This is a genomic window from Providencia sp. Marseille-Q8014, assembly GCF_965112055.1.
On the sequence record NZ_CBCOPT010000001.1, the window covers coordinates 456,753 to 469,904 of the forward strand.

The following is a 13,152-nucleotide window of genomic DNA, read 5'->3' on the forward strand; positions in this document are numbered from 1 at the left end:
TTGATAACTATTTTTAATAAAAAATGGAGATCCTATAATAGAAAATATAAAAAAATAATTATTTATTTCTTTTTCTAGGAGAGGGGTATGGCTATAAGAGAAAGAGAAGATGTGTATACCTTATTAGGTCATCATTTGCGGCAAGCAAGAATGAAAAGAGGGCTATCGGGTAACGAATTAGCCGATATTATTAATTTAAGTCAGCAACAAGTTTCGCGTTATGAGCGTGGAGTGAATAAGCTAAGTTTAGATAAACTTATTGAAATTGTTGTTTTTTTAGATATCGATATAAAAGATATCATGAGTATCATCACGAACGAAATTGAGCACGAAAAACGGACGATTTATTCAACAATAAGATAGGATATTGTATTCATTATATTACTATTCCTATCTAATATTTATTAATATAATTAATTAGTGTGAAATTGAATAAGCTTCTTAAGCGTGAGGCAAGATCCCTCTTTGTACCTAAGATAGTCAATATGCTCGGTCATCGATGCTTAACAGGCGTTTGATCTTATCGATGAGTAACTGGTGTTAAATAATCAGTTACTCATGTAAATAATATCAACCCATTAATTTAATAGAGTGGTTATTATTCAATAAATATATTTTTAATCTCAGTACTACTTTAGTATGAATGATACGCTTAAATCTTACACTAACAGTGTTATTCTTAAGCGTTAAAAGGACAGATAAGTTAATTGACATTCGGTTTCTACTTAATTAATGACCCTGTATTGCTATTATATTTTAATAAATAATCATTGTTTGAAAATAGTTGTTCCACATCCTCGCGATTTATCTTGTCATTGCTTTGCCGTTTTCTGTTTGTATATTCTCGCACTTCTACTTAATGATTGACTGCTAATTCTTAATCCTTATCTCCGTATTTAGTCGATGTGACTCATTGCATAAAAGTGAAATTGAGCATCAAAATGGCAAATATTGATAGCGAGTCTATGTATTAATACTCTTCAATGAGTTCAAGAAAACATCATATTAAAATTTGGACATCAAAATTCTCAAGGCGGTGTAGCCGCATTTTGAGGCCATTTGCAGCGAACCTCGCGTTCTATTGATGCTTTGTATATTTTTTGTGATCTGATAAAAAGGTAGAATAGGTATCGGTGTGATGGCGCGCCATAAAGGGCTGAACAAATGACTCGTAATTTATTAATTTTATTTGTGTTTATTATTTCAGGCTGTTCGACACTCTCTTCACGGCAGGGGTATTATGTTGATACGAGTTATCCATCACGTAACACCAGTGAGAGAGTTCAATATGTGGTTTTGCATTACACTGTCTCTAATGATGATTATTCCATTTATTTGCTCACTAAAGGGCAAGTGAGTTCCCATTATCTGATCCCTAGTCAGCCTACACAGAAAGATAACCAACCCGTCGTATTACAATTAGTTCCAGAAGAACTGAAAGCATGGCATGCGGGTGATAGCCACTGGCGGTATCATAGTGGCTTGAATGATATTTCCATTGGTATTGAAATTGTGAATGCGGGTTTTAGTGTTGACAAAAAAGGTAATAAGACATGGGCACCTTTTAATCAGTCTCAAATTTCAGCGTTGATCCCATTAGTTAAAGATATTATGCAGCGATACAATATTCCGGCTCAGAATATTGTTGGTCATAGTGATATTGCGCCATTGCGTAAAGAAGATCCTGGTAGAGCCTTTCCTTGGGAAACATTAGCGAAACAGGGCATTGGTGCTTGGCCTGATGCAGCAACGGTCACAAATTATTTATCGGGTCGAAGTGCCTATGAACCCGGTAATGTGTTGTTGCTACAGAAAGCATTGAGATTTTATGGTTATGCCGAAGTACCGTTATCCGGTCAGCTTGATGCGCAGACACAAAAGATTATTCGTGCTTTTCAAATGCACTTCCGTCCACGCAATATTGAGGGGAAAGCTGATGCTGAAACTGAGGCTATTGCGTTAGCATTAATTGAAAAGTACCGTGATATGTCACGTTTTCTCTCTTCTAACCAATTTGAGCGGCCACAGGTTCAGCATGTGGGTGATTAGTTAACGGATTGCGCCATATTCACGGCTGATCTCTTTCGCAGCTTTGATCACCATCGCACCCAGCTCAGTCACGCGATCATCGGTGATACGTGACAGTGGCCCTGAGATTGAAATCGCAGCAAAGGCTTCTTTGTGCTCATCATAAATACACGCGCCGATACACCTTAACCCTAACGCATGCTCTTCATCATCGTAGGAAAACCCTTGTTTTTTCGCCTGTTGCAAGTTTTCTTTTAAGGCCGAAGGGGTGGTTAATGTATAGGGTGTATAGGCGTGGAGGCCTTTTTTACTCAGCAAAGGAATCAGCTGTTCTTCTGGAAGATTGGCAATAAACGCTTTACCCGCACCTGAGGCATGTAGCGGTAGTTTACCCCCAATCGGCGCTGACATGCGCATTAATGCATTACATTGTACTTGATCGACGATGACAGCATCGAATTCACTGTGATCTAAAATGGCAAGATTGACGGTTTCACCCGACTCTTCCATTAAACGACGCAATATAGGGTGAACTAAAGCAAGTAAATTACGGCTCTCAAGGAAGCTACTACCAATAATAAAGGCATTAGAAGCAATAACCCATAATCCAAGATCCCCTGTTTGGCGTACAAAGCCATGCTGTTCGAGCGTCATAAGCAAACGGTGCGTGGTGGAATTGGGTAAACCTGCTTGTAGGGCTAAATCCGTTAAAGCAATTCCCCCCGTTGATTCAGAAATGTATTCCAAAAGTGTTAGTCCACGACTTAATGACTGGACTTGACCTGCCGCAGGTGCGCCACTTGCTGGCCCTTTTGCCTTTTTTATTTTTTTACTGATTGATGCAGTCGCCATTAAGTCTCTCCTGACTGGAATGAATTTTTGTTTCTATTATGAATGATCTCACCCCAAAATACTCATCGGATCAGTGAAAAATTAGATCTGATGCAACCTGAGAAACTCTCATCATGGCATGGGCTTCTCGACCTAAAAACTATGGTAGGATTATCATAGCGCTAATTTAACTTATGACTAAGGTTGTTGTTTTTTAGGAGGCAGGGAAAGTGAGTTATAAAATCAGTAGGTTAGAACAAGAATTACAAAAGAGAATCCTAGTACTGGACGGGGCGATGGGGACAATGATCCAACGCCATAAACTCACTGAAGAACAATTTCGTGGTGAACGATTTGCGGATTGGCCTAGCGATCTAAAAGGAAACAATGATCTACTTGTTTTAACTCAGCCAGAAATCATTCGTGAGATCCACAACCAATATTTTGAAGCAGGCGCTGATATTGTTGAGACTAATACTTTCAACTCAACAACGATCGCAATGGCGGACTATAAAATGGAATCCTTGTCTGCTGAAATTAATGAAGTCGCCGCGCGTATCGCTCGTGAATGTGCTGATGAGTGGACTCGTAAAACCCCCGAACAACCGCGTTATGTTGCGGGAGTACTGGGGCCGACCAATCGAACAGCGTCTATTTCTCCGGATGTTAACGATCCCGCATTTCGAAACATTAGTTTTGATCAACTGGTTGAAGCATACCGCGAATCAACGCGATCACTGATCAAAGGGGGTGTTGATTTGATCATGATCGAAACCATTTTTGATACGTTAAATGCCAAAGCGGCTATTTTCGCGATTGAAACCGAATTTGAAGCTTTAGGGATCACGTTGCCGGTCATGATTTCAGGCACGATCACGGATGCCTCTGGACGGACGTTATCGGGACAAACGACCGAAGCTTTCTATAACTCATTACGTCATGCTAAACCTATTTCATTTGGTTTGAACTGTGCCTTGGGGCCGGATGAATTACGCCAATATGTTTCTGAATTATCGCGTATTGCTGAGTGCTATGTGAGTGCACACCCTAACGCGGGGTTGCCAAATGCGTTTGGTGAATATGACCTTGATGCACAAAACATGGCGGCTCAAATTCATGAATGGGCGCAGGCGGGTTTTCTCAATATTGTTGGTGGTTGTTGTGGAACAACACCTTTACATATCAAAAAGATGGCTGAAGCAGTTAAAGGAATTCCCCCTAGAGTATTGCCAGAACTTGCTGTTGAATGTCGTTTATCAGGCTTAGAACCCCTGAATATTGGTAAAGGATCATTATTTGTTAATGTGGGTGAACGGACCAATGTGACGGGTTCAGCAAAATTTAAACGCCTCATTAAAGAGGGTAATTACCAAGAAGCTTTAGATATCGCTCGTCAGCAAGTGGAAAATGGTGCTCAAATCATTGATATCAACATGGATGAAGGTATGTTGGATTCAGAAGCGGCCATGGTCCGTTTTTTGAATCTGATTGCTGGTGAGCCAGATATTGCACGTGTGCCAATCATGATCGACTCGTCTAAGTGGGATGTGATTGAAAAGGGCCTTAAATGTATTCAAGGCAAGGGCATTGTTAACTCAATTTCGATGAAGGAAGGGGAAGCCGCCTTTATTGAACATGCCAAATTAGTGTGTAAATACGGTGCTGCCGTTATTGTGATGGCCTTTGATGAGGTGGGCCAAGCAGATACCCGCGAACGAAAAATTGAAATTTGCCGCCGTGCGTATCAAGTGTTGACCGAACAGATTGGTTTTCCGCCTGAAGATATTATTTTTGACCCCAATATTTTTGCGGTAGCAACCGGTATCGAAGAGCATAATAACTATGCGGTCGATTTTATTGAGGTTTGTCAGGATATCAAACAGCAATTACCGCATGCCATGATCTCTGGTGGAGTGTCTAACGTTTCGTTTTCCTTTAGAGGAAATGATCCTGTGCGAGAGGCTATTCATGCCGTATTCCTCTATTACGCGATCCGTAATGGTATGGATATGGGAATTGTCAATGCGGGACAATTGGCTATCTATGATGATCTTCCCGCAGAGTTAAAAGAGGCGGTCGAAGATGTCATTTTAAACCGCCGTGATGACAGTACGGAACGTCTACTCGAACTCGCTGAAAAATACCGTAAAACCAACAGTGATGAACAACAGATTCAACAGGCGGAATGGCGCTCATGGGATGTTGAAAAGCGCTTAGAATATGCCTTAGTTAAAGGCATTACTGAATTTATTACACAAGATACCGAAGAAGCACGTCAGCGTGCGGCAAGCCCGATTGAAGTGATTGAAGGGCCACTCATGAATGGCATGAATGTGGTGGGAGACTTATTTGGTGAAGGGAAAATGTTTCTTCCGCAAGTGGTAAAATCTGCTCGGGTGATGAAACAAGCCGTTGCTTATTTAGAGCCTTATATTCAAGAGCTTAAGCAAGCGGGAAGTAGCGCGGGTAAAATTTTACTCGCAACGGTAAAAGGTGATGTTCATGACATTGGAAAAAACATTGTTGGTGTCGTCTTACAGTGTAATAACTATGAAATTATAGACTTAGGCGTCATGGTGCCTTGTGAAACAATCTTAAGAACGGCTCGAGAGCAGAATGTCGATATTATCGGGCTTTCAGGATTAATCACTCCCTCATTAGATGAAATGGTGCATGTTGCTAAAGAGATGGAGCGCCAAGGCTTTACTCTACCGTTGATGATTGGTGGAGCCACGACATCGAAAGCCCATACCGCTGTCAAAATAGAGCCAAACTACAGCCATTCCGTCACGTATGTGCAAAATGCATCACGCACTGTTGGGGTGGTTTCTGCTTTACTATCAGACACTCAAAAAGACGAATTTGTGGCACGAACCCGTCGTGAATATGAAGTGGTGCGTGAACAGCATGGCCGTAAAAAAACCAAAACACCGCCGGTTTCTCTTGATGTCGCCCGTGCTAATCCTGTGAAAATTAACTGGCAAGATTATCAACCGCCAGTACCGCGTTTTTTAGGCGTAAAAGAAGTTAAGGCATCCATTGAGACATTACGTCACTATATTGACTGGACACCTTTCTTTATGACGTGGTCTCTTGCTGGTAAGTACCCACGTATTTTAGAAGATGAGGTGGTAGGGGAAGAAGCGCGCAAACTGCTAAGTGACGCTAATAATATGTTAGATAAATTAGCTAAAGAGAAATCATTGACCCCTAAAGGCATTTTAGGGTTATTCCCTGCCAATCGTGTGGGGGATGATATTGAAATATATCACTCTACTGCCCGTGATAGCGTGCAGTCAGTTGCACTCAATTTACGTCAGCAGACAGAGAAAAAAGAGTTTCCGAACTATTGTTTATCTGATTTCGTGGCACCGAAAAGCAGTGGTAAAGCCGATTATATCGGTGCTTTTGCCGTTACTGGTGGTTTAGAAGAGGATGTGCTGGCGGAACAGTATGAGCAGCAACATGATGACTATAATAAGATCATGCTAAAAGCCTTGGCGGATAGGCTAGCCGAAGCATTTGCTGAGTATTTACATCAGCAGGTGAGAAAAGAGTATTGGGGTTATGCGCCAGAAGAAAATTTAGCGAATGAAGAGCTTATTCGTGAGAAATATCAAGGTATTCGTCCAGCGCCAGGCTATCCTGCTTGTCCTGAACACACGGAAAAAGAAAAAATTTGGCGGCTGTTAGATGTCGAAAATCAAATAGGGATGAAATTGACAAGCTCTTACGCGATGTGGCCTGGAGCCTCAGTGTCAGGCTGGTACTTTAGCCACCCAGATAGCAAGTACTTTGCAGTCGCTCAACTGCAACGTGACCAAATAGAGGATTACGCTAAACGTAAGGGGATGTCGGTGAGTGAGCTGGAACGATGGCTTGCCCCTAACTTAGGTTATGACCCAGAGGATTGATTTTTAGTGAGTTCGACACCATCTTATCAGTAAGACACTTAAAGAGGCTGAATGATGAGCTACGAATTTATGATTGAAGATAGGCTGCCGGATACGGCGGTCTATCCTTATAAAATCCAAAACAGTGCGGCACCTGAGACGTTTTTCATGAGCGAAGATTTCGTGAGCGCGATGATGAGCATTCTGCAAATCATGGATAAGCTGGATACTGACGAGATGCTCAGTGATCACTGTTTTAATCAAGTTTGGCTAAAGAGTGAATTGACACCGGCTCGAGCAGAGGAAATCTATCTTTATTTAGAAGATGCGAAAGTGGTTGAGCCTATTCCTTCACAAGAAGAAATTGAAGCATTTCATCAAGCGCAGCGCGAGGAAGATGCATTATTGTCCAAGGAAAGCCCAAAAGAAGGGATGATCCCAGTTCATAAGTTTGCGACGAATGATGGTTGGTTGGTGACGGTCAAAGAGTGCGGCTGGATTGCTGAAGTTTTCTCGGCTGAGTTAGTCGGGGAAAACCAATTTGTGGTGTCACAAATTGCCAACTTATGCAAAGTAAACCATGAAACATTGGAGTCAATGCTTGTTGAATGGGGTAAGTTTAATTTATTTGCCAGTAAACATGGCGGATATCGAGTGAATTAATGGAACAAAGGTGGTGAATGTTATCTCACCACCTTTATTCGCGAATAGACGCTATTCTTTATCGATTTTAGATTCGGCACACTTATTCTTTTCCATTAGGAGTGTTATGTTATATGCATAACGCTGGTGAATGGATAGAGCTAATGAATTTACGATCTTTAATAGTATTGCTTTGCTTGAGCAATGTGACTTTTGTGCAAGCTGAGACAACAGAACCGTTGTCAGTCAAAGAAAAACAATCATTACCAGCATCTCAAGTTTCACCTTCAAATAACCTGCCTGAAGATTTTACTCATCGATTGAAAGAAGCTGAGTCCGGCGATATTGACGCTATTTTGGATATTGGCCTCGTTTATATGGACGGTACGGACTATTTACCTGCGGACAGTCAGCAGGCGGCTATTTGGTTTAAAAAAGCCGCCAAACTGGGTAATACCGATGGCGATTATTATTTGGGGCTATTAGCACAAAATCAGGAAAAATATGCAGAGGCTGCTCGTTGGTATCGTAAAGGGGCTGAAAAAGGCGATGCCTATTGCCAGTATGGCCTAGGATTTTTATATGAGCGTGGCTATGGCGTAAAACAAGATTACCAGCAAGCGAAAGCATGGTATTCAGAAGCCGCGGAGCAGGGGCAAGCCTATGGGCAATTTGCGCTAGGCATGTTCTACCATGATGGATTAGGCGGAGATGTCGATTATCAAAAAGCCCGAGAATGGTATGAGGAGAGTGCGCAGCAAGGCGTAGCTTCCGCAGTGAATAATCTGGCTGTGTTATATGAAAACGGTGAAGGCGTTGAAAAGGATGAAGAACGGGCCATCAACTTGTATCGCCAAGCGGCAAATATGGGCTCAGCAACAGCACAAACCAATATGGGCGACTTTTACTACGAAGGTCATCGCTTAATTGAGAAAAACCATTATCAAGCTATCTATTGGTACAAACGTGCCGCATTACAGGGAAATGCTGACGCGCAATTTGCCATGGGGCGAGGTTATGAATCAGGGGATGGAATAGGTAAAGATCTGCCGAGTGCGTTCGATTGGTATCAGCAAGGTGCTGAAAATGGTTCTGTTGCGGCTGCAATGAAAGTGGCTGAATTTTATGAGCAAGGCTTAGGTGGTGTAACAGCCGATCATGGAAAGGCCATTGAATGGTATATGAGTATGGCCGATGATGATATTCCCGAGGCTCAAGTTAAATTAGCGGAATGGTATCTGGAAGGACAGTTACCTAAAGTTGACAGTCAAAAGATCGTGAGTTGGTTATTGGCCTCCGAACAGAATAATATTCAATCAAAAAACCAGTTAGCGCTTTTTTATTTGACGGGCACAGGCGTACAACAAAATGTCCAAAAGGCACGAGAGCTTTTGCAGCAATCCGCATTTAAAGATATCAGTGAGGCTCAAAATAACCTTGCAGTAATGTATGCGCGAGGGCTAGGCGGCGAGAAAAATATTTTCCGTGCGATGAGGTGGTTTGAACGCGCGGCACAATCAGGTAATGCCGTTGCGATCAAAAACTTACAGCTATTACAGGAAAATAAAGAAGCGAAAGCATCAATGCTAAAATACAGTGATAACGTTCAATTAATAATGAATAAGCGGTGATGGATATAACAAGAGGGTCATTGGGTGATGACCCTCTTGTTAAAAATAAAATAATGGCTTATTCGAACAGATTTGAGTGTAAAGTCCGCACGATTTCTTCCGCATCGTTACCCGGTACAAGTAAGCAAATATTGTGGCTGCTAGCCCCGTAGCTGATCATGCGAATATTAAATGATTCTAAAGCCCCAAAAATTTGTTTACCCAGTCCATTCACTTGAGATAACTCATTACCAATGATAGCAACTAACGCGAGATTTTCTTCCACTTCAACGCGACACAAGGTCGAAAGTTCGGTCATCAGTGCGTTCGTGAGTAAGCTCCCATTAGTGCCTGTTGAGCCTGTCGTATCGAGTGTTAACGCGACGCTCACTTCTGACGTGGTGATCAAATCAACAGAAATATTGTGACGCAATAAAATCGTGAATATCTCAGCTAAGAAGCCGCGTGCGTGGAGCATTTTCAAACTATGCAATGTCAGTAATGTTTGTTTGCGGCGTAAAGCTAATGCTCTAAATTGTGGAGCATTCGCTGTTTTATCGCAGACTAATGTCCCCCCTGCATCCGGGTCTTTGCTCGAGCCAACGAACACAGGGATGCCTGCACGTACTGCTGGCAATAAGGTCGCGGGATGTAGAATTTTTGCCCCAAAAGTGGCCATTTCAGCCGCTTCATCAAAAGCAATTTCATCAATACGTTGAGCAGCCGGTACGACACGGGGATCGGTCGTGTAGATACCCGGTACATCGGTCCAAATATCAACGCGAGATAGGTCGAGAACCTCAGCGAGTAAAGCCGCAGTATAATCACTTCCACCACGGCCAAGGGTAGTGGTACGGCCTTTGCTGTCTTGACCAATAAAACCTTGGGTGATGAATACTGTATTTTGTAAACGCGGCAGCAATTGTTGACGCGCAGCCTCTTTTAACTGCTGTAAATCAGGTTCTGCACGGCCAAAGTTTGCATTGGTTTTCATGACTTTGCGGACATCGAACCATTGTGAATCGGTACCACGCTGACGGATCACTTCAACAAACAGTAGTGTTGACATTAATTCACCATGACTGACCATTTCATCCGTTAAGGCGTCTGATGTTGCAAGTGAAGCGGAATCCGCTAAATGGGCGATATTATCCAGTAAACGATTAATTTCTTCGCGAATAACGTCAGCATGCTGTAACTTATCAATAATTGCGTATTGAATGTCTTTGACCTTTTGCAGTAGCTCATTACGTTTATCAGTGTCGCAACCTTCGGCAAGTTCAATCAATAAATTCGTGATCCCTGCTGAGGCAGAAAGAACCACAACACGGACATGATTATTTGAAAGAACAATATCAGCACTTTTGTTCATCGCTTCAAAATTGGCGACACTCGTTCCACCAAATTTAGCGATAACGAACGGGGTACTTTCTGATAAAGACGCTACTGCATTCATGGTATCAATCCCTTTTGGCAATCTATTTTTTATATAGAAATATCGGGTTAGCTCGATGGCGTCAATGAAGAATCGATACAAATCAGTAATTCTAATGATGGCTAATTGATTATCGCTTTTCTCGATGGCTGTAATAAGCTCTGGAAAAATTGTAAAAAATTGACCAATATCATTAGGATGATTAGATCACAGGAAACTGATAGGTCGAGATGTCTCGGCGAGTTACAATTGACTTTTATTTCAAATCTTTTGGAGAGTGTTATCCATGAAGAGTATTAATCCAAGCCAGACGGCAGCATGGCGGGCGCTAGAGCAACATTTTTCGCAAATGAAAGAGACTCATATGCGTGACCTGTTCAAACAAGATAATGATCGCTTTCATAAATTTTCCGCGACATTCGGCGACCAAATTTTGGTGGACTACTCCAAAAACCGAATTACTGAAGAGACCCTGGACAAATTATTAGCGCTGGCGGAAGAGACAGCGCTGAAAAGTGCGATTGAAAGTATGTTCAGCGGCGAAAAAATTAACCGTACGGAAGACCGTGCCGTTTTACATATTGCGTTACGCAACCGCGACAACACGCCTATCTATGTTGATGGCAAAGATGTGATGCCGGATGTCAATGCAGTATTAGAAAAGATGCATCAATTCAGTGAGCGTATCATTAAGGGTGACTGGAAAGGGTATACAGGGAAAGCAATTACGGATGTCGTGAATATTGGTATTGGTGGTTCTGATCTTGGCCCATTTATGGTGACAGAGGCACTACGACCTTATAAAAACCATCTCAATATGCACTTCGTTTCCAATGTTGATGGGACTCAGATAGCTGAAACGTTGAAAACATTGAATCCAGAGACAACACTCTTTCTTATCGCGTCGAAAACATTTACGACTCAAGAAACCATGACCAATGCGCATTCCGCGCGTGACTGGCTACTTGCACAAGCAAAAGATGAACAGCATGTGGCTAAGCACTTTGTTGCGCTATCAACGAATGGTGAACAAGTTGCTAAATTTGGTATTGATACAGCCAATATGTTTGAGTTCTGGGATTGGGTTGGTGGTCGTTATTCTCTATGGTCTGCAATTGGGTTATCCATCATTTTATCCGTAGGTTATGACAATTTTGTGCAACTCCTTGAAGGTGCGCATGCGATGGATAAACATTTCACTCAAACCGCCTTTGAAAATAACATTCCTGTGCTACTTGGGCTTATTGGCATTTGGTATAACAACTTTTTTGAGTCGGAAACTGAAGCGATTCTGCCATATGATCAATATATGCATCGTTTTGCCGCTTACTTCCAGCAAGGCAATATGGAATCGAATGGTAAGTATATTGACCGCAATGGCAATAAAGTCTCTTATCAGACTGGCCCGATTATTTGGGGTGAACCGGGGACTAATGGGCAACATGCATTTTATCAATTAATTCACCAAGGAACGAAAATGATCCCTTGTGACTTTATCGCCCCGGCGGTAACGCACAATCCATTAGGTGATCATCACGATAAACTGCTGTCTAACTTCTTCGCTCAAACCGAGGCCCTAGCATTTGGTAAGACTCGTGAAGTGGTTGATGCGGAATTCGCAGCACAAGGTAAAAACCCAGCAGATATGGAATATGTTGCGCCTTATAAAGTGTTTGAAGGCAACCGTCCAACTAACTCGATTTTACTCAAAGAGATAACGCCTTATTCATTGGGTGCATTAATTGCAATGTATGAACATAAGATCTTTACTCAAGGGGCGATCCTCAATATCTTCACGTTCGACCAATGGGGTGTCGAGCTGGGTAAACAACTGGCAAGCCGTATTTTGCCAGAGCTAGAAAGTACCGATGATGTCAGTAGCCACGATAGTTCAACAAATGGATTAATTAATCGTTATAAAGCATGGCGTTAATTAACCTATCAGTGATAGCCTGCTAAGTTAGCAGGCTATTGCGGTTTAGTCATTTCAATATTAATAATTCTTTTATTGTTGATAACTCATTAGTTATTAAAAATTATTTCAAAAAATTTTCACAATTCATGTTTAATTTGTGAGTTTTTAACTAATTTGTTAGCTAACTTTAACCTTACAGCAAAACAACGTGATATCCTTCATAGTATGAACCAATATGATGCACAACCACATATTTTAGTGGTGGAATTATGAGTAATGGATGAAACGCTTTTTACCTCTCACTCGATAACTTGGCTGTCAGAAACGGATAACCTTGTTCCTGAAAATATTTTAGACTGGTTATATGAACTCGGGTCAATGACAAAACGCTTAGAGCAGCACTGCCAACGTGTCACCGTCGTGCCTTATACACAACGTTATGTGACCAAAGAAGCTTTAAGTGAAGAAGAAGTCCAGTGTTTGCCTCCCAGTGAATATTATTGGTTACGAGAGGTCATTATGTATGGGGATAATATCCCGTGGTTGCTTGGGCGAACCCTGATTCCTCAAGAAACATTGACCGGAGAAGATCGTCAATTGATTGACATTGGTGCCGTTCCATTAGGGCGTTATCTTTTCAGTCATGATAATCTTACTCGTGATTATATCCATATAGGGCAGCAAAATTTACGATGGATCCGGCGCTCCCTATTAAGATTATCAGAAAAACCGTTATTATTAACCGAACTATTTTTACCTGAATCACCTGCATATAAAAGATAAAAAATAAAGGAGCAC

Annotated in this window: 9 protein-coding genes; 7 read left to right on the forward strand and 2 right to left on the reverse strand. The window is 41.8% G+C overall.

Going from position 1 to position 13,152, the window contains the following annotated elements; genetic code table 11:
- The first annotated feature begins 87 nt into the window (after positions 1 to 87).
- Positions 88 to 363: a helix-turn-helix domain-containing protein gene (locus ACWPW6_RS01970; protein ID WP_196713961.1), complete on the forward strand. Its 276-nt coding sequence runs from the start codon at positions 88 to 90 to the stop codon at positions 361 to 363.
- 801 nt (positions 364 to 1,164) lie between these two features.
- The gene (locus tag ACWPW6_RS01975) at positions 1,165 to 2,049 is read left to right on the forward strand and encodes an N-acetylmuramoyl-L-alanine amidase (protein WP_247047175.1); all 885 of its coding nucleotides are present in this window, start codon (positions 1,165 to 1,167) and stop codon (positions 2,047 to 2,049) included.
- On the opposite strand, the gene iclR is transcribed toward ACWPW6_RS01975, so the two are convergent.
- Complete coding sequence (iclR, locus tag ACWPW6_RS01980; RefSeq protein WP_004925895.1) at positions 2,050 to 2,880, reverse strand: glyoxylate bypass operon transcriptional repressor IclR; 831 nt, start codon at positions 2,878 to 2,880, stop codon at positions 2,050 to 2,052.
- A 209-nt stretch (positions 2,881 to 3,089) separates the two neighbouring features.
- Between iclR and metH the strand changes: the two genes are divergently transcribed.
- From metH to ACWPW6_RS01995, 3 genes are all read left to right on the forward strand, one after another.
- On the forward strand, positions 3,090 to 6,773 hold the full coding sequence (metH, locus tag ACWPW6_RS01985; RefSeq protein WP_249999724.1) for a methionine synthase: 3,684 nt from the start codon (positions 3,090 to 3,092) through the stop codon (positions 6,771 to 6,773).
- A gap of 54 nt (positions 6,774 to 6,827) precedes the next feature.
- Positions 6,828 to 7,415, forward strand: a complete 588-nt coding sequence (locus ACWPW6_RS01990) for a hypothetical protein (protein ID WP_154623882.1) — start codon at positions 6,828 to 6,830, stop codon at positions 7,413 to 7,415.
- 143 nt (positions 7,416 to 7,558) lie between these two features.
- Complete coding sequence (locus tag ACWPW6_RS01995) at positions 7,559 to 9,025, forward strand: SEL1-like repeat protein (protein WP_154623881.1); 1,467 nt, start codon at positions 7,559 to 7,561, stop codon at positions 9,023 to 9,025.
- Between the two features lie 58 nt (positions 9,026 to 9,083).
- On the opposite strand, the gene lysC is transcribed toward ACWPW6_RS01995, so the two are convergent.
- Positions 9,084 to 10,460, reverse strand: coding sequence for a lysine-sensitive aspartokinase 3 (lysC, locus tag ACWPW6_RS02000; protein ID WP_154623879.1), 1,377 nt, complete (start codon positions 10,458 to 10,460; stop codon positions 9,084 to 9,086).
- Positions 10,461 to 10,725: 265 nt separating this feature from the next.
- Between lysC and pgi the strand changes: the two genes are divergently transcribed.
- Together pgi and ubiC are read left to right on the forward strand one after the other, a co-directional pair.
- Positions 10,726 to 12,372, forward strand: a complete 1,647-nt coding sequence (gene pgi / locus ACWPW6_RS02005) for a glucose-6-phosphate isomerase (RefSeq protein ID WP_154623878.1) — start codon at positions 10,726 to 10,728, stop codon at positions 12,370 to 12,372.
- 258 nt (positions 12,373 to 12,630) lie between these two features.
- Positions 12,631 to 13,137, forward strand: a complete 507-nt coding sequence (gene ubiC, locus ACWPW6_RS02010) for a chorismate lyase (protein WP_249999725.1) — start codon at positions 12,631 to 12,633, stop codon at positions 13,135 to 13,137.
- The last annotated feature ends 15 nt before the right edge of the window (positions 13,138 to 13,152 follow it).